This window comes from Streptomyces sp. NBC_00388, from assembly GCF_036061255.1.
GTDB lineage: Bacteria > Actinomycetota > Actinomycetes > Streptomycetales > Streptomycetaceae > Streptomyces.
On sequence record NZ_CP107948.1, the window covers coordinates 1,558,962 to 1,576,624 of the forward strand.

Annotated in this window: 16 protein-coding genes; 3 read left to right on the forward strand and 13 right to left on the reverse strand. The window is 71.4% G+C overall.

Annotation, left to right across the window (positions count from 1 at the left end):
* Window positions 1-34 precede the first annotated feature (34 nt).
* Genes OG917_RS07130 through OG917_RS07140 form a run of 3 tightly spaced genes read right to left on the reverse strand, consistent with a single transcriptional unit; the run spans window position 35 to window position 3,173 of the window.
* Complete coding sequence (locus tag OG917_RS07130) at window positions 35-757, reverse strand: AAC(3) family N-acetyltransferase (RefSeq protein WP_328316692.1); 723 nt, start codon at window positions 755-757, stop codon at window positions 35-37.
* 37 nt (window positions 758-794) lie between these two features.
* On the reverse strand, window positions 795-3,002 hold the full coding sequence (gene fxsBH / locus OG917_RS07135) for a radical SAM/SPASM protein FxsBH, inactivated beta-hydroxylase extension form (protein ID WP_328316693.1): 2,208 nt from the start codon (window positions 3,000-3,002) through the stop codon (window positions 795-797).
* A gap of 9 nt (window positions 3,003-3,011) precedes the next feature.
* Window positions 3,012-3,173: an FXSXX-COOH protein gene (locus OG917_RS07140; RefSeq protein ID WP_328316694.1), complete on the reverse strand. Its 162-nt coding sequence runs from the start codon at window positions 3,171-3,173 to the stop codon at window positions 3,012-3,014.
* Window positions 3,174-3,390: 217 nt separating this feature from the next.
* On the opposite strand from OG917_RS07140, the gene OG917_RS07145 reads away from it, so the two are divergent.
* Window positions 3,391-4,317, forward strand: coding sequence for a DUF4231 domain-containing protein (locus OG917_RS07145; RefSeq protein ID WP_328316695.1), 927 nt, complete (start codon window positions 3,391-3,393; stop codon window positions 4,315-4,317).
* A 60-nt stretch (window positions 4,318-4,377) separates the two neighbouring features.
* On the opposite strand, the gene OG917_RS07150 is transcribed toward OG917_RS07145, so the two are convergent.
* The 8 genes from OG917_RS07150 to OG917_RS07185 all read right to left on the reverse strand — a co-directional run bounded on the left by OG917_RS07150 (window position 4,378) and on the right by OG917_RS07185 (window position 12,779).
* Window positions 4,378-4,857: a hypothetical protein gene (locus OG917_RS07150; RefSeq protein WP_328316696.1), complete on the reverse strand. Its 480-nt coding sequence runs from the start codon at window positions 4,855-4,857 to the stop codon at window positions 4,378-4,380.
* Window positions 4,858-5,011: 154 nt separating this feature from the next.
* On the reverse strand, window positions 5,012-5,911 hold the full coding sequence (locus OG917_RS07155; RefSeq protein ID WP_328316697.1) for a S1 family peptidase: 900 nt from the start codon (window positions 5,909-5,911) through the stop codon (window positions 5,012-5,014).
* Between the two features lie 181 nt (window positions 5,912-6,092).
* A complete protein-coding gene (locus tag OG917_RS07160; protein ID WP_328316698.1) occupies window positions 6,093-6,935 on the reverse strand; it encodes a DUF1684 domain-containing protein in 843 nt (280 codons plus the stop codon).
* Between the two features lie 4 nt (window positions 6,936-6,939).
* Complete coding sequence (locus OG917_RS07165; protein WP_328316699.1) at window positions 6,940-8,241, reverse strand: NtaA/DmoA family FMN-dependent monooxygenase; 1,302 nt, start codon at window positions 8,239-8,241, stop codon at window positions 6,940-6,942.
* A complete protein-coding gene (locus OG917_RS07170) occupies window positions 8,238-9,305 on the reverse strand; it encodes an LLM class flavin-dependent oxidoreductase (RefSeq protein WP_328316700.1) in 1,068 nt (355 codons plus the stop codon). Before OG917_RS07170 ends, OG917_RS07165 begins: the two co-directional genes overlap by 4 nt.
* A gap of 14 nt (window positions 9,306-9,319) precedes the next feature.
* Entirely contained in the window at window positions 9,320-10,072 is a 753-nt protein-coding gene (locus tag OG917_RS07175) for an amino acid ABC transporter ATP-binding protein (protein WP_328321706.1), read from the reverse strand.
* A gap of 98 nt (window positions 10,073-10,170) precedes the next feature.
* Window positions 10,171-11,931: an FAD/NAD(P)-binding protein gene (locus OG917_RS07180; protein ID WP_328316701.1), complete on the reverse strand. Its 1,761-nt coding sequence runs from the start codon at window positions 11,929-11,931 to the stop codon at window positions 10,171-10,173.
* Entirely contained in the window at window positions 11,928-12,779 is an 852-nt protein-coding gene (locus OG917_RS07185; protein ID WP_328316702.1) for an amino acid ABC transporter permease, read from the reverse strand. The genes OG917_RS07180 and OG917_RS07185 overlap by 4 nt, the downstream gene beginning before the upstream one ends.
* A gap of 568 nt (window positions 12,780-13,347) precedes the next feature.
* Here OG917_RS07185 and OG917_RS07190 point away from each other — a divergent pair.
* Window positions 13,348-14,292: an ABC transporter substrate-binding protein gene (locus OG917_RS07190; RefSeq protein ID WP_328316703.1), complete on the forward strand. Its 945-nt coding sequence runs from the start codon at window positions 13,348-13,350 to the stop codon at window positions 14,290-14,292.
* Window positions 14,293-14,305: 13 nt separating this feature from the next.
* On the opposite strand, the gene OG917_RS07195 is transcribed toward OG917_RS07190, so the two are convergent.
* Window positions 14,306-15,493: a DUF5685 family protein gene (locus OG917_RS07195; RefSeq protein ID WP_328316704.1), complete on the reverse strand. Its 1,188-nt coding sequence runs from the start codon at window positions 15,491-15,493 to the stop codon at window positions 14,306-14,308.
* A 296-nt stretch (window positions 15,494-15,789) separates the two neighbouring features.
* Between OG917_RS07195 and OG917_RS07200 the strand changes: the two genes are divergently transcribed.
* On the forward strand, window positions 15,790-16,239 hold the full coding sequence (locus OG917_RS07200; protein ID WP_328316705.1) for a cell division protein SepF: 450 nt from the start codon (window positions 15,790-15,792) through the stop codon (window positions 16,237-16,239).
* A gap of 157 nt (window positions 16,240-16,396) precedes the next feature.
* Here OG917_RS07200 and OG917_RS07205 read toward each other — a convergent pair whose 3' ends face one another.
* Window positions 16,397-17,587: an acyl-CoA dehydrogenase family protein gene (locus OG917_RS07205; protein WP_328316706.1), complete on the reverse strand. Its 1,191-nt coding sequence runs from the start codon at window positions 17,585-17,587 to the stop codon at window positions 16,397-16,399.
* Window positions 17,588-17,663: the final 76 nt, after the last annotated feature.

The following is a 17,663-nucleotide window of genomic DNA, read 5'->3' on the forward strand; positions in this document are numbered from 1 at the left end:
GGGAAGAGTCTCCACCCCGTCGACGTTCGGTCAATCAACGCCGCTTTTCGGTCATCCACTTCATCGCGTGCGCCACTGCGTCCTTGATCGGAAACACCATGGCGGCCGCGTTACCCAGCTTCCCCTCACGCATCCTCTCGCGGGGGAAATCCGCACCGATCAGTTCGAAATCACTGTCGTCCAGTTCGATATCGCGGTATTCGAACCACTCGCGCCGGCCTGCTGTACTCACCACGCACCGGTACAGCCTCCCGGGGATATCCGGAATCCGGTATTCGGCGAGATGGAAGGAGGTGCACACGCCGAATCCCACATTGATCATCAATTCCTCGGCCCCGGAGCCGGCCAGCCTGCCCAGCGGGGATTCCTCTCCGAGATGGCAATCGGCGGGATGCCCCTTTACCAGTTCCTCGGCGCGTGCGCCCAGCGCGGCGAACGAGGTCTGCGGATGCCCGCTGCGTACCGCGCCCGGGGAGAGCCGGACACATTCAGCCAGCCGGCCCATCCCCGGGCACGGTGTGGTGGCGGGGTCGAAGGCGGGCATGGCGTCGAGGAAGCGGGCCCGCGCGCCGGGGGTGAGTCCGGCGGTCTGCCGCAGATGGGCGTCCGACGTCGTGGAGTTCTCCGGGGTGAAGGCAGGGACCACCAGCGTCCCGTCCGCGCCCAGCACTTCCAGGAGCGCGTCGCGCAGCGTGCACGCGTCCAGTCCGGTGCCGCCGAGCGCCGCGTGCACCAGCAGCGTCGTCCCCTCGGTCACACCGAGCGCTCTCAGCCCGGCGGCCGGCCCGGCTGCCTCAGCCACGGGCCGTCTCCTCCCACTCGCCCCACAGGGCGGCGACCAGGCTCCTGCCGCTGACGGTCAGCTCGGCCGCGCCCTCCAGAGCTTCCAGCGCCTGCCGGGTGTGCGCCAGGGTCCGCGCACGGTCCTCACCCCCGTACGCGGCGAGCGCCACGCCCTCGTAGGCGCAGGACAAGAGCTCCGAAACCGGCACCGGTGCCTGCCGCCAGGCCACCCGGTGCAGCCAGGAGCCGTCCTGGGCGTAGAGGTCGGTGACGTCCAGGAGCGCCCGCAGCTTCGTCCTGCGCACCGCGCGCAGCAGCCCCCCGGGGGTGAGCCCCGGCAGGGAGACACCGATGGCCCCGTGGCCGTGCCGGCCGACGGCCGGCTCCCCCGCGGCCAGCGGGGTCACGGTGGTGAGGCGGGCTGCGGCGTCCGCGGCGTGGACGGGGACAGCGGCGCGCAGCGCGGACCAGGTCTCCGCGAAGCGCCGGCTCCAGCCGGCGGCTCCGGCCAGGGTCAGACGCGGACCGGCCGGTGTGCCGAAGCAGTCGCGGTACGGGTCGAGATCGTCCAGTGCGAGATCGGGGGCACCGTCGCAGTCGGTCCGGCGCACCGGCTGCCAGCCGTCGGCGGCCTCGTCCGGGCGTGGAACGCGCAGTTCGGCGCCCGCGGTCCTGACGAGGAAGCCCTTCTCGGCACGGCGGACCTCGGCCCGGCCGCTCTCGGCGGGCCCGGGCAGGCGTAACGCGCCATACGTCGGAAGGTGCAGCAGGGCGCCGGTGTACGCCACGGTGACGGGCAGGTCGAGCCCGCCCCGCAGCGCAGCGGCGGCGACATGGGCGGCGAGCCTGCCCGGAGTTCCGGGCCGCCCTTCGTGCAGGGCGTCCAGGCAACTGAGCAGCCAGGTCCGGGTGTAGGGGTGGGCGAGCACCGTGTCGAGCCCGTCGGACCTCTGCTCGACCGCGCCCGCCAGCTCCCAGGCCCGCGCCCAATCGTCGCCGCCGCGGCCCGCGAGTTCCGCGTGCACCGCCGCGAGCAGGGTGCGCGTCAGCTCCTGCTGCCCGGCGTCCAGCTCGCCCGGATCGGTGAGCGCGGGCGAGGTGGTGGCCGCCGCGGTGCGGCTCTCGATGCCGCGGACCAGGGCCTCCAGGTCGGCGCAGTAGACGCTCTCCTGGTCGAAGGAGCCCGCCCGGTAACGGTGGGTGTAGAGGCCGCCTCCGCAGGACCGCACCACGGGGCACTCACGGCACTTCTCGCCGACACCGGCCAGGCCGAGCTGGCGGGCACGGACGCCCGGGTGGGCGGCGACCTCGTCGAAGGTGTGGCTGAAGACGTCGAATCCGGTGAACGCGGCACCCTCGTAGGCGCTCTTGAGGGAGTCGACCTGCTCCAGCGTGCCGTCGGTCTCCACGACCACCAGGTCGGTGGGGGCAAGACCGAGGGATTCGGTGAGGCTCGGGCCGCCGTTGAGCGTGGAGATGACCGACTCGAAGAGCCGCACGGGGACCGGCCGCCCCTGCGCGTCCCAGCGGTCGAAGACCGTCAGGATCCAGTCGGCGTAGGCGGTCGGTGATCCGCCGGGCCGGTGCGGGGGGTCGTCCCAGGTCGCGTGCGGCAGCAGGAAGTCGATGCGCGGGGGGCCGAGGGCGGTCAGCGCGTCGTATACGGCGACCGGGTCGTTCAGCACGTCGATGGTGCACAGCAGACCGAGGTCGAGAGGGGCGTACCGGTCCTGGCGGAGCAGCTCGACGGCCCTGAGTACCAGCGGATGGCTGGTGCGGCCGTCGGCGAAGCGGCGGTGCCGGTCGTTGGATGCGCGGTCCCCGTCGAGGGAGATGCCGACCCGGACGTGGAACTCCTCGAAGAGGTCGAGGTACCGGGGGCTGAGCTGAAGGCCGTTGGTGTGGATCCGGAGGTCGAGCTCGGCGGTCCCTGCCAGGGCCCCGGTGAGCTCCTCACAGACGCGGCGCAGGCGGGCGGGGCCTGCCAGCAGGGGCTCCCCTCCGTGCAGGATCACTGACACGGAGGGCAGGTCATGGGTTCTGGCGTGCTCCGCCAGTCGCAGAGCCGTCCAGTGGATCGCCCGGTCGGAGATGGCCTTGGGCCGAGTGCGCCAGCTCTGGTCGGCGTGCTCGTAGACATAACAGTGGTCACAGGCAAGATCGCATCTGCTGTGGACCTTGAGGACGATCTCGCGGAATGGGACCAGGGGTCCTGTCATTCCACCAGTCTAGAGCGCCGAATTGAAGGTCGATGCCCTCATCGGGCGGCCGGTCGAGGTGGAGAGAACCCGGCCGAGCTGCTTGACAGCCTCGGTACCGCGCACATCGATCTCGGCCAGGGGGACACGCGGCTTCTGGGCAGCGGCGGAGGAGGCTGAAGTTACGGACATGGTGAGGCCGTCCTTGAGGGATGTTTTCTGGACATGGGCAGGAATGCCGATACTTGCACCGTTGCAGTGTCGGCGGGTCGACTTTACTCTCATGCAGACTGATGGCAACTGAGCGCGACCGGACGCAACAAGAACGTCGCACAGAGTGCGTTCCACAATTCCGGAAGACGCCATTCCATCTAAAGAGTGAAGGCTGAAGTCGCAGACGGGGGTTCATGTGACGCCGTTCCCAGGTCCTGAGCGGAGCCCGGAGCGCAGCATCGTCTTCCGGAATGCCGACCTGCCCGAGCTGTTCCACCGCGCCGACGCGCACGCCATCGCCAGGCAGGGTGAGGCCGTGGGCTCCACCCGGGCCCAGCTGGTGCTCCTGGTGGTGGGCGCCGCCATGGCGTCACTGCCGTGGCGGGCGGAGCTCGGGGGCGGCTTCCAGGCCGTCGGCGTCCTGACGACGCTTGCCTACGCGGGGGTACTGCTGCTCACCTTCAGCACCTCCCGCCGCAAGGCGAAGGCCCAGTGGCAACTCAACCGCTCCGCAGCCGACTTCATCAAGTCCATGTGCTGGCGGTACGCGGTACACGGCGCGCCCTTCGACGCCGGATCGCCCGATGTGGACGCGCTGTTCACCAGTCGCGTCGGCGAACAGCTCCAGGAACTGCGCACGGTGGGCTGGGACCAGGAGTCTCCCGGCACCGACCTGATAACCCATCAGATGCGTGCTCTGCGGGCCAGGCCGTTCGAGGTCCGCAGGGAGACCTACGTACGCGACCGGCTGATCGAGCAGCGCAACTGGTACCGGCGCAAGCAGGAGGTGTCCAAGGGGGCCACTCTGCTGTGGTCGAGCGCCTTCGCCCTGCTCACGCTGGTCGCCCTGGCCTTCGGGGTGCTGCGCGCCCTCTCCGTCGTCGAGAACACCGAGGTCGCCGCCGTGGTATCGGCCGCAGCCGCGTCCGGCGTGGCCTGGAGCGAGTTCCGCAGGCACCAGCCGCTCATATCGGCGCACGCGCTGGTGGAGGAGAAACTCAAGGCGCTGCACCTGGAGATGGAGAGCCCCCTCACCGAGAAGCAGTGGTCGGCCGCGGTCTACGAGACCGAGCGGGTCGTCTCGCCCCAGTACACCGACTGGCTGTCCCGGCACGGGAGTTGACGGCCATCACCGTCACGCCCCGCCCGGCCCCGGAGGCGTGGGCCGGGGCAGCGCCGATTTTCAGTCACGTTTCACGCCCTCGCGCCAGATGACCGTCACCGGCTTCCCCGCCGCCAGGGCGTAGCTGACGATGTCTCCCGTACCGCCGAGACCGCGGGCGGGCAGGCCGTCCCAGACGGCCACCAGCCGGTCGCACCGGTCGGCGATGTAGGTGCCTGCCGCGTAGTAGGCCTCGTCCGTGGAGTGCGGGAAGTCCATCCTGACCTCCCGGCTGGCCCGCCCTCTGAGCCGGCGGTACCCGGCCAGCTCTCCGGGGTCGCAGAAACCGAGTTCGTAGTCGCCGCTGGGGATGACCGCGGTGAGCCGGGCGCCGTAGTCGAGCGCGAGACCGGCGAAGAGCTGGTCGGCGCCCGCCGCCAGGCTGGAGAGCGCCTCCAGGGGACCCGCGTACCCGGCGAGCAGCGCGCGCAGCTCCTCCCGCACATGGGCGAGGACCCCGGGCGGAATGCTGCGGTGCCCGGTCACTCCGATGCGCTTCATACGCCCCCGCCTCCCATGAACTACCCGTTCCCCGCTGACATCCTCTCAAAAGCGCGCAAGAGCCCCCGCCCGGAATCCCGGACGGGGGCTCTTCCACTGCTGTGTCAGCGGGTGCCGCGCCGGCGCACGGGCCGGCCGGCGGTCACAGGGCCGGTCAGTAGACGCTGACCCCGTAGGCGCTCAGGGCCTCGGTGACGGGCTGGAAGAAGGTCGTACCGCCCGATGTGCAGTCACCGCTGCCACCGGAGGTGAGACCCAGGGCCTTGGAGCCCGCGTAGAGGGGGCCGCCGCTGTCACCGGGCTCGGCGCAGACCGTGGTCTGGATGAGTCCGGAGACGACGTCACCGCTGCCGTAGTTGACAGTGGCGTTCAGCGCGGTGACCTTGCCGCTGTGGGTGCCGCTGGTGGATCCGGTCCTGGTCACGGTCTGGCCCACCGTGGGGTTGCCCGCACTGGTGATGTCCTGGCTTCCGACGGTCCCGTCGTGCGCCAGGGAGGTGTTGGCGTACTTGACGATGCCGTAGTCGTTGCCCGGGAAGCTGGTCCCGGTGGTCGGACCGATGCTCGTGGAGCCGGAGGAGTTGGTGTACCAGGCGGGAGAGCCCTCGGTGCAGTGCCCTGCGGTGAGGAAGTAATAGGTGGAACCACTGCGTACGTTGAAGCCGACGGAGCAGCGCCACTGCGAGGTGTAGATGGCGTCACCGCCCTTGAGGAGCTTGTTGAACGTGCCGGTGGTGCGCTTGACGCGGATCGCGCCCGCGTTCGCCCCGGTCCCCTTCTGGATCCGGCTGATCTCCGCAGCGGAGACCGAGCTGTCCGCGGTGACGACCAGCGTGCCGGTCGCCTTGTCGACGTACCACGCGGTGCCCGCCACGTCCGCGCTCTGCACGGCGTTGCTCGCGGCCGTCAGCTGCTGGGGGGTGTACGTGGTGGCCTGGTCGGCGTGGGCGCTGGGGACGGTGAGCGCGGCCGCGACCAGCAGGCCGGACGCGACGGCGATCAGCCGGCCACGTCTCGCGGGGCCGCTGTGGGGGGTGATGCGCTTGATCCTCATATCAGTTCCTCCGGAAGAGAATCCGCGGGTCCTTGGGTGGGTGGACCCATGAGGCGCAGGCCGGGACACGACGGCGATTTTTACGCCGTGTCCCTGACAAGCGCGCTGCCGGGAGTACAACGCGACCCGGCCGTCCGGCGCAAGAGCGCCTTTCGGCCGGGCGGGCCGCCGGCTGGTGGGGTCATCGGGTGAGCGCAGTGCGCTCACCCGCCTCGATGGCGGCCGGGAGGGTGTTGCCCGGCGGCGGGAAGGGGCAGATGAAGTGCTCGGCGAAGGCACAGGGCGGCAGCAGCGTGCGGTTGAAGTCCACCGTCACCGTGGAGTCGGCGGCCGGTGCGGACGGCCGCAGGAAACGGAACCGGTAGCTGCTCGTCCCGCTGGTGGCGTCCGCGAAGACCGCCCACAGCGAGCCGTCTTCCTCCTGCGCGACCTGGAGCGTGTGCTCCACGCCCGCCAGCCGGAAGGCGAGTTCACCGGCGAGGCCGAGCCCGCGGTCGCGGCCGTCGGCGTTGGGGACCTGGACGGTGCGGCTCGCCGCATACGGCCGGTAGTGCCCTGGGAGCACCCAGTCCGGGTCGTACGGGGTGGCCCCGATCCCGGCGAAGGCACGCCGGTTCCCGGATTCCGGGTCCCAGACGCGGACCGCCCACAGCCCCTCCCTGTGCACCAGGGCCAGCCGCTTGTCCCCCTGGGCCACGCGCGCCTCCGCGGGCGGGGTGTGGTCGGCCGTGAGCGCGACACGGCCGGTGAACGGCTTCCCGTCGAGCGTGAGGCCGTCCTCATCGGTGGCCGTCAGCACCACCTCGTCGCCGGTCGCCTCCCAGTGACCGGCGACGGCCGGGATCCTCCCCGCCTGCGCGTCGTCCAGCCAGTGGGTGCCGGTGAGGGCCAGCGGCCCGTAGGGCGCGGAGACCGTCGCGGTGCGCTGCTCGTGCCACGCCTGCCAGCCGTCCGGCCCGGTGGCCGCCTCGTGGGCGGCGGCCACCGGGTCCGGTCCGCCGGTTCTGCCCGTTCGTTCTGTCATGTGATCAACCCTTCCATACCGGCTCGGCCAGACCGAGGTGCGAGCGGAGCGTCGAACCGGTGTATTCGGTGCGGAACACACCCCGCTCCTGGAGCAGTGGCACGACCCGGTCCACGAAGTCGTCGAGACCGCCCGGGGTGAGGTGCGGGACGAGGATGAACCCGTCGGCCGCGTCAGTCCGGACGCATTCGTACATCTCGGAAGCCACCTCCTGCGGGGTTCCGACGAAGGACTGCCGGCCGGTGGTCTCGATGACCGTCTGACGGATGGACAGCCCCTTCTCCTGCGCGAGCGCCCGCCACTTCGCGGCGACGGCCTGCGGATCGGCCACCCGGACACGGCCCTGGACGTGGTCGGACTCCGGTTCGGGGCCGGTCTCGGGCAGCGGTCCGTCCGGGTCGTACGAGGAGAGGTCCCGCCCCCAGATCTGCTCCAGGGCGAGGATCGCGTTCTGCGGGGACACCTGCTGCTCGCGGATGGCCGCCGCCCGTTCCACCGCGTCGGCCGCGGTGTCGCCCAGGACATAGCTGACACCCGGCATGATCTTCAGCTCCGAAGGCCGGCGGCCGTACTTCGCCAGCCGGCGTTTGGTGTCGGCGTAGAACGCCCGGCCGGCCTCCGGCGTGCCGTGCCGGGTGAAGATCACGTCGGCCGACGAGGCCGCGAACTCCCGGCCCTCGTCCGAGTCACCGGCCTGGATGACGACCGGATGGCCCTGCGGAGAGCGCGGGACGGTGAACTCTCCCGCGATGTCGAAGTGCCGGCCCGAGTGGGCGAAGGGCCGCGGGCTGCCGCCGGGGGTCCAGGAGTCCCACAGCTCACGCGCCGTCGCGACGAACTCGGCGGCGCGGGTGTAGCGGTCGGCGCGGTCGAGATAGCCGCCGCGCCGGAAGTTCTCGCCGGTGAAGGCATCCGACGACGTGACCACGTTCCAGGCGGCCCGGCCGCCGCTGAGGTGGTCGAGGGTGGCGAACCTGCGGGCGAGCTCGAACGGCTCGTTGAAGGTGGCGTTCACCGTCGCCGCCAGTCCCAGCCGGTCGGTGACGGCCGCCAGGGCGTTGAGCAGGGTGATCGACTCCGGCCTGTCCACCACGTCCAGATCGTGGATCCGCCCCTGGTACTCGCGCAGCCGCAGCCCCTCGGCGAGGAAGAAGAAGTCGAATCTGCCGCGTTCGGCTGTCCGGGCGAGATGCTCGAAGGAGGAGAAGTCGATCTGGCTCCGCGAGCGCGGATCCGTCCAGACGGTGGTGCTGTTGACACCCGGGAAGTGGGCGGCGAGATGGATCTGCTTCTGCTGTGCGGTCACGGCCGCCCTCCGGCGATTGCGTCCTTCGCGTGCGGGGCCTGCGCGTGCGGCGGCTGTGACGGTGTCCTGCCGCCGCCCCGCGCGTACCGGCCTGCGGGACGGGCCAGCCCGAGATGCTCGCGGAGCGTCGCACCCGGATAGAAGCGGCGCAGCAGGCAGTGGTGCTGGAGCAGCGGGACCGTGCCGTCGACGATCAGCGGGAGGTCGCGCCGCACGTCGGCGGGGCGCAGATGGAAGCCGTCGGCCGCGTCCTGCGCGTACCAGTCGGCGATCAGCCGGGCGAGCCCCACCGCGTCGGCGCTGGTGTGCAGTTCGACGGGGAGCGAGACCAGGACGCGCAGCTGGTCGGGGCTGCGGCCCAGGGCGGCGGCCCGGTTCCTGATCTCCTCCCTGAACGTTCGGGCGGTGAGCGGGTCACCGGCGCGGACGAGTACGACATCGGCGTGCCGGACGGCCGCCTCGCGGGCCGCAGGGCCTGTTCCGTCGACGACCGTGACCGGGTGGCCCTGGGGCGGTCTGGGGACGATGGCGGGGCCCCTGACGGAGAACGTACGGCCGGTGAAATCCGTGTAGTGGAGCCGGTCGCGGTCGATGAAGCGTCCGGTGGCCACGGAGCGGATCTCGGCGTCGTCCTCCCAGCTGTCCCACAACCTGGCCGACACGTCGGCCACTTCGCCCGCTTCGTGCCAGAGGTCCTCGCCGGCCGCGGCCTCGCGCCGGCCGAAGAGGGCGGCCTCGGCTGCGGTGTCCGACACCGCGACGCTCCAGCCGGCCCGCCCGCGGCTGACCCAGTCCAGCGTGGCGACGGCCGACGAGACGTGGAACGGCTCGGTGTGGGTCGTGGTGACGGCCGGCACGAGGCCGATCCGCCCGGTGTCGGGCGCCACCCGGGCGAGCACGGCGAGCGCGTCGGGCCCGGGCCCGGCGAAGGAATCGTCGAGGGTGACGAAGTCGAGGGTGCCGCGCTCGGCGAGGAGCGCGAGGCCGGTGTAGTACCCGGCGTCGTACTGCGGGCGCGGCCCGCCGATCTCGGCGGCGAGGTGGAGGGGGCGGGGCACTGCCATGATCAGGAGTCCTTTCACAGGACCTTGGAGAGGAATGCGCGGGTACGCTCGTGCTCCGGGTGGTCGAGTACGGCGGATGGCGGGCCCTGCTCCACGATCCGGCCGCCGTCCATGAAGACCACCGTGTCGGCGGCCTCACGGGCGAAGCCGATCTCATGGGTGACGACGATCATCGTGGTGCCCCGGGCGGCCAGGTCCTTGATGACGTCCAGGACTTCGCCGACGAGTTCCGGGTCGAGCGCCGATGTCGGCTCGTCGAAGAGGAGCAGGCGGGGCTCCAGGGCGAGCGCGCGGGCGATGGCCACGCGCTGCTGCTGTCCGCCGGACAGCCTGCCGGGGTAGGCGGACGCCTTGTCGGCGAGCCCGACCCTGGCCAGCAGCTCCGCCGCGACCGCCTCCGCCTCCTTCCTGGGCCTCCCGAGGGCGGCGACGGGGGCTTCGGTGATGTTGTCCAGCACGGTCAGGTGCGGGAAGAGATGGAAGTTCTGGAAGACGAAGCCGATCCGGGTGCGCTGCCTGAGCACCTCGCGTTCCCGCAGCTCGTACAGGCGGTCGCCCGAGCGGCGGTAGCCGACCAGTTCACCGTCCACACTGATCCAGCCGCGGTCCACCTTCTCCAGGTGGTTGATGGTCCGCAGCAACGTCGACTTCCCCGAGCCCGACGGGCCGAGGACGACGGTGACCTCGCCGGTCCTGACGGTGAGGTCGATGCCGCGCAGCACTTCGACGGCGCCGAAGCTCTTGTGCACGGACCTGATCTCGACCATGGCGGGGGCAGGTTCCGGCGTCCCCGCCTGTCCGGCGTCCGCCGGATCCGCTGCGGCCGGGTCTGCTGCGGCCGTACTCGTGCCGGCCGGGCTCGCTGTCATCGTGCGGTCTCCTTGAGGAGGGTGAGGGCGGCGCGCGCGGTGGCGTCGTTCTGCCGGAAGGCGGGGGCGTTGGTGTGCGGCCTGGCGAAGGCGCCCGCCGAGCGGGCCGTGGTGTGCGGGCCGAGCGCGAACCGCCGCGGGTGCGGTCCTGTGCCGCGCTCCACGACCCGCCCGTCGGCCGGGTCCACGACGAGCAGCCCCGTCGCGCTGGACTGGGCGCCGTCCTCGTGCAGCGCGCTCAGCAGGGTGCTGTGGGTGCGCGCAGGCGAGGGCAGTCTCGCCTCGACCAGGGCACGGGCCTCGATGGTCTCCCCGGGCACGCTCGCGCTGCCTGCCCTGAACACCCCGCGGCTCTCGTCGGCGGAGACGGTGATGTCCGCGCCGAGGAAGCGCACCACACCGGCGCGGGAGAGCGCGAGCAGGCTGCGCAGCCGCGGCCCCGGGGGGCCCGACGCCAGATAGCTGAAGAATCCGTGCCAGCGGGCACCGCCATCCCCCGTGTCGCCGAGGCGGGGCAACTGCCCGTAGACCGAGAGGAGTCCGAGGAAGACCGCCAGGTCAGGACTGTGCGCGGGGTCGTGGCGGCGGGCGAGATCGGCCTCGATGTAGCCGCGCAGGCTCTCCTGGAGCGCGTCGGGCGAGTCGTGGCGTACGCCGTCCAGCGGCCGGTCGAGCGCCGCGGGGTCGAAGCGGTCGGCGGGGTCGGGAACGGCGTCCGCGGCCAGCGCCGCCAGTTCCGGGGCCGTGGCCGCCGCCGCGTACTTCTCGTCGAAGACCGGCCAGTCGACGGTGGTGCGCTCCGGGTGTGCGGTGAAGAGCCGGTGGTAGTGGGCGAATCCGAGCTCCCGGTCGATGAGCGGCCGTACATCACGGTCGAAGTCGACCGGTCCGTCCCCGGCGAGCAGCCCGTCCACCTGTTCGGGGCCGAAGTAGCGCGGCAGCGGCGGGCGTTCGCCGGTCCAGGTGTAGCCGATCTTGGAGTGGTACGGCACCCCGCGCCGTGATCCGACGTACAGCACCGGCTCCCGGCCTGACGGCAGGTACTCCCCCCGCGCGTCGAACCGCCCGCCGCGCCCCTCGGTGAGGAGCACCATCAGGTCGACGAAGGCGAGCCCGAAGCCGCGGACGACGACCGGTTCGCCGGCCGGGAGCACCGACAGGTCGTCGTCGGCCGTGTAGGCGGGCGGCAGATGTACGAGCCCGTGCCGCCCGGCGAACCGGGCCAGCTCCTGCTGTTCCGCGTCCGGTCCCGCGTCGAGATGGCCGAGGGTCAGCACGACGAGGTCGGCGGTGACCGGAGCGGCCACCCCTTCCAGCCACACCTGCTGGGGGCCGTCGGCGGGGCCGCTGATCCGTACCGCGCGGGCCCGGTGCTCACGCACCGTGGAGCCCGGCGGCAGCGCGGCCACGGCCTGCTCGTACACCCAGCGCAGATAGCCGCTCTGTTCCCGCCGGGTGGGGAAGGACTGCGGGTCGGCCCCGGACCACTCGGCGAAGTCGGGGCCCGGGCGCACGGGCCCTGCCAGCGGGTCCGCGGACGCGTCGGTGAACATCGTCACGTCCGCCGCCATGGAGTTCATCCACAGCAGCGGGGACTGGTCCTGCCGCCAGATCCGCCCTCCGCCCGGCGGGTAGGGGTCGACCAGGTGGATGTCGAGGGGCTGATTCCCGTACAGCGAGGGGGCGTTGGCGGCGAGCCGCTCCAGGACTCCGGTCCCGCGCGGCCCGGCGCCGACCACCGCGATGGACGCCGTCACCGGGCACCGCGCGCGTAGTACCGCTCGATGTAGTGCTGGCCCGCGGTGAGCACCGAGGTGACGACCGCGTACCAGAGCGTGGCGACCAGCAGCAGCGGGATGACCTGGTACGTGCGGTGGTAGACGAGCTGCACCGAGTAGAGCAGGTCCTGGACGGCGATGACGGAGACGATCGATGTTCCCTTGAGCGTGCCGATGAGCATGTTCCCCGCGGGCGGCACGATCGCGCGCATGGCCTGCGGCAGCACGATCCGCCGCAGCCTGCGCCACCGTCCGAGCCCCAGCGACTCGGCCGCCTCGGTCTGCCCGCGCCCGACGGAGAGGATGCCGCCGCGGACGACCTCGGCGGCGTAGGCCGCCTCGTGCAGGGTCAGCCCGACGATGGCGACGGTGACCGGGCCGAGCAGGTTGACGGTCCTGACGCCCAGGATCTGCGGGTAGAGCGCTCCGATGTTGAACCAGAACAGCAGCTGCACGAGGATCGGCGTCGATCTGAAGAGCCAGATGTATCCCCAGCCGACCGCGCGCAGAACCGGGTTGACGGACATCCGCATGACGGCCAGCAGCGTGCCGAGCGCGAAGCCGAGGATCATGACGGCCGCGGTGAGCCAGAGGGTCAGTCCGAGTCCGCGCAGTACGGCGGTGGTGGCGAAGTAGTCACCGACGACACCCCACTGGAAGGCGTCGTTGCGGACGACGGAGGTGAGGGCCCCTGCGAGCAGCACCAGCACCACGGCGGCCGCAGCCCACTGGCCGGTCCGGCGGACCGGCACGATACGCGGGACCGGGCCGTCGTCCGCCGGCGGCGCCTGGGAGAAGTGGGAAAGGGTGTCTGACGACGCGGACATGAGAAGGCTCCGTGGATGCAGAGATCGAACACGGTGATGCCTTCACGCGATGCAGCGGTGGACCGAGCCCCTCAGCACGGTCCACCGCCGAGAGTACGGCGCCCGCAGGTTGCGCTGTCAAGGGTGTCCACAGTGTGGGCGTTACGTCTTACGGCAGTTGACGGGGAAACGGATGCCTGTTCCACTTGGGCCATGCATCCGCAGCAGTGGCTGGTCACACGCTCCCACATCGACTTCGGTCGAGTGTGGTCCTCTTCCTGTTGAGCTGACCTCCGCTCCTTTCACGCTGCTCAGCCTGCCGCGTAACCCTTCGCTCTCCCCTGTGCCCCACCGGGCCTCTTTCACGCGATCCCGTCCCGCACGCGCCACGGCGTCGCGCTGATCCCTCACGTCTTCACCGCGCAGCGTTACTCACCCCTCGCCTTCACCCTCCCCTCGCCGAACCCCTCTGTCCGCCCTTCCCTGTGGGCCCTTCCGCCGTTCCCTCCTGCCCTGTGGCGCCCGTGCTCAGCGCCCGCAGGTCAGGCCATGACGGCTGTCGTGCCGTACGCGTCTGGAGTCCGACGTCATGAGCAAGACCCGAAGAGGCGTTGCCTCAGTCCTCATCACCGCGGCCGCTCTCGCCCTGACGGCCTGCGGTTCGGGCGACCCCGCGACAACGGGCGGCGGATCGCGGTCCGTGGCGAAGTCGGCCGCACTCCCGACCCGGGACGTCGTGTCCGGCGTCCACCCGGACCGGGCGGCCGTCGCTCTGCTCCCCGCCGGCGTACGGAAACGGGGCACCCTGACGATGGCGACCGCCGTGGGCGGAGCCCCGCCCGGGACCAGCTACCTGCCCGATGGCAAGACCATGGCCGGCCAGGACATCGACTTCGCGGATGCCGCCGCGCGGACGCTCGGTCTTGACCTGAAGCGCGAGGCCGCCGGTTTCGAGACGATCCTGCCCGCGCTCGACAGTGGCAAGTTCGACCTGGGCGTGGGCAACTTCGGTGTGACGGACGAGCGCCGCAAGGTGATCGACTTCGTCACCTACATCAATGACGGCCAGGGCTTCGCCGTACGCAAGGACAGCAAGCTGGGAAAGGTCACCGATCTGAGGCAGCTGTGCGGCCTGAAGGTGGCAACCGGCGCCGGCACCACCTTCGAGGCGACGCTGGAGGCGCAGAAGAAGCGGTGCGCCGCGGCAGGGAAGAAGGAGTACACGGTCCAGACGTACGCGGACTCCGCCGCGCTCTGGGGCTCGCTCCAGCAGGGTCGCAGCGATGTCGTGATGTCGACCATCAACGGCCTGCGCTTCGCGGTCGAACAGCAGCCGGGGCTGAGGTTCCTCAACGAGTTCCACCGGCTCGACGTGGGTTTCGCCTTCAAGAAGGGCACCCCGCTGGCGCCCGCCTTCCAGGCCGCGGTGAACCGGCTGATCAAGGACGGTACGTACGAACGCATCCTGCGGAAGTGGGGCACCGTGCCGTCCGGGATCAAGGAGTCGCGGATCTCACCGCCCGAGATCAAGTAGCACCGTACGGCGGTCAGCAGCCGTCACAGGGACAGCAGCAGTCACAGCCGTCACAGTCGCACCCGCTGCAGTCACACCCGCCGCAGTCACTGCAGTCGCAGTCGCAGTCGTTGCAGCAGCCCTCGCGCTTCCGGCGCGACCAGGGGCCTTCGAACTCGGATGAGCAGCAGACCTGGCAGGTGCAGCAGAGCCCGGTGGCGACGGCACAGCCCGCGAGGAGGCCCCGCCCGGGACGCTTCTCGTGCCCGTCGTGCCCGTCGTGCCCGCCGGGTGCGTCGTCCTGCGGTGCGCCGGGGTCGAATCCCGGTGGCGGCGGGCCGAAGGGGCCGGGTGCCCCGTGGGCGCAGCTCCCGCCGAAGGCCCGGTCCACGGAACGCCCGAGTTCGTGGGCGAGCAGTACGTGGGCCAGCCGGCCGTCAGCGAAGTCGGCGTCGCGCAGGGCGAGCCGTATCCCGTGCAGGGCGTCGTCGCACAGCCTGCGGGCCTCTTCGGAGGTGGTTCCGGTGGCGGCCAGCGGGTTCCAGGCACCCGCTGCCGCGTCGGCTTCCCGGTCCTCCACGGCGTCCAGGAGATGGGCCAGCCGTCCGAAGAGGCGGCCGGCCTCGGCGAGCGGCGCGGCGTTGCGGGGTCGCCCGGCGAGCACGGCGGTGTGCGCGAAGGCCGCCGCGGTGGCGGTCTCGGTCGGCTCGGTGACGGTGAGCAGGGGGGTACCCGGACCGGCGAGCGCCTCGATCCCGGTCTGCCGGCCGACGGCGTCGACCAGGAGCGCGGTGTCGAATCCGAGGGCGGCTCCGGTCCGGGCGCCGGCCCGGTCCCAGCGGGCGGCGACGCGGCGGGCCGCCGCGGCGACCGGCCTGCGCGCCAGGAGCCCGTCGCGGTCGGCGACATGGTCCCGCATCTTCGCCGAGGCCAGCACCAGGGAGACGGCGGCCGCGAGCCGGGCGCCCTCGCCCCGCGCGACGGGCGCGGTGCGCATCCCGCGCAGCGGGCAGGGGCCCGCGGTGCGCCGGTGGCCGGTGGGCCGCTCCGCCTGAGCCTCCGTCAGCACGGAGACGATCAGGCCGTCGTAGTTGGTGGCGATCCGTGCGAACTGTCCGTGGTCCCCGCGCAGCGCCAGGCACAGCCCGCACAGATGTGCCGTCCACTCCGCCCTCAGCCCCTCGGAGAGACGGTGCGCGCAGGGCCTGACTATTCCGAACACGGTGCTCCCCCGAGCCTCGTTCACCGGCGCCGGACGGTGTGTGGCGGCGCCTCAGGCATCGTAGCGAGCGGTACTTTCACCCGTACGCCCCCGCCGTCACCCATACGGCTGGAGACTTACTATTTTCATTCTGTCAGCAGCCGTACGCAGGAGGAACCCTGACGAACCGCCATAACTTCTGCACCAGTACCGTCACGAATGCCCTCTGCGCCGACTATCCACTTGGCGCACGATCCACATCATGGACGACGATAGGGGGGCGGAACGCAGAAGGACCGCGGCGAAAGGAGGCGTCCATGGGATCGGTACGCAAGGCGAGTGCCTGGCTGGGGCTCGTCGAGGACAACGACGACGACCGCTACTACGACGACGATTACACGGAGGGCGCCGAGTCCCCGGCTCCCGCCGAGGCATGGGTGACCGACCCCAGGGTCAGGGTCGCCTCCGAATCGGCACAGGCGAAGAGCCGCCGGATCGCGACGATCACACCCGACAGCTTCCGGGACGCGCGCGGCATCGGCGAGATGTTCCGGGACGGGATCCCCGTGATCGTCAACCTCACGTCCATGGAGCCCGCCGACGCCAAGCGCGTGGTGGACTTCGCCGCCGGGCTGATCTTCGGGCTGCGCGGATCGATCGACCGCGTCGCCAACCGGGTCTTCCTGCTGACCCCGTCCGATACGAAGATCGTCAGTGGCGAGGCCGCCGGCCGGTCCACCGAGGGCGGCTTCTTCAACCAGAGCTGAGCCGGGGGCGGGGACCCGGCGGTGCTCCGGGGACATCCCCGGAGCACGGAGCCGACCGGGACCGGCGGGCCCGGCCGCCCCGCGGATCAGCGCCATCACGGGACCACCGGCACCACGGGTACCGCTGGAACCACCGGGCCCGCCGCGGCCGCCGGGACTACCGGAACGCGTCGAGGCCGGTGAGCGCCTTGCCGAGCACCAGCTGGTGCATCTCGACGGTGCCCTCGTAGGTCAGCACCGACTCCAGGTTGGTCGCGTGCCGCATGACCGGGTACTCCAGCGAGATCCCGTTGGCGCCCAGGATCGTGCGCGAGGTGCGGCAGATCTCGATCGCCTCCCGCACGTTGTTCAGCTTCCCGAAGCTGACCTGTTCCGGCCGGAGCCTCCCGGCGTCCATCCGCTGACCGATGTGGTGCGCGAGGAGAATTCCCTTGTGCAGTTCGACCGCCATGTCGGCGAGCTTGGCCTGGGTGAGCTGGAAGCCGCCGATCGGCCTGCCGAACTGCTCACGCGTCCTGGAGTAGTCGAGCGCCGCCTCGAAGCTGGCGCGGGCGGCGCCCATCGCACCCCAGACGATCCCGTACCGGGCGTGGCTCAGACAGCTCAGCGGGCCCTTCAACCCGGTGACCCCGGGCAGTACCGCGTCGGCCGGGAGCCGGACCTCGTCGAGGACCAGCTCGCTGGTGACCGAGGCCCGGAGCGACCACTTGTGCTTGATCTCGGGGGCGGAGAACCCGGCAGCGTCCGTGGGGACGACGAAACCGCGGACCCCGTCGTCCGTCTGCGCCCAGACGACGGCGACACCCGCGACCGAGCCGTTCGTGATCCACATCTTGCGTCCGGTCAGCACCCAGTCGGCGCCGCTGCGCTTCGCGTACGTCCGCATCCCGGCCGGGTCCGAGCCGTGGTCGGGCTCGGTGAGCCCGAAGCAGCCGATGATCTCACCGGCCGCCATGCCGGGGAGCCACTGCTGCTTCTGCTCCTCGGAGCCGAAACGGTGGATCGCGTACATCGCCAGCGAGCCCTGCACGGAGACCAGCGAGCGGATGCCGGAGTCGGCCGCCTCCAGCTCCAGGCAGGCGAGTCCGTACTGCACGGCGGTGGCGCCCGCGCAGCCGTACCCCCGCAGGGACATGCCCAGCGCGCCGATGGAGCCCAGCTCCCGGGCCAGCTCACGGATGCCGGGCAGCTCGCCCTTCTCGTACCACTCCGCGATGTGCGGCAGGACCCGGTCGGCGGCCCAGGCCCGGACGGTGCCGCGGATCGCGAGATCCTCGTCGCCGAGCAGGTCGTCCAGGCCGATGGGGTCGGCGGGGTCGAAGGGCGGCAGCTTGGACGGTGCGGACATGGGGGTGCCTCCGGCGGCTCGCACGGACAACGAATAAAACTAGCAGTGTTAGTTACGGGATGCCGCTGACGTTACG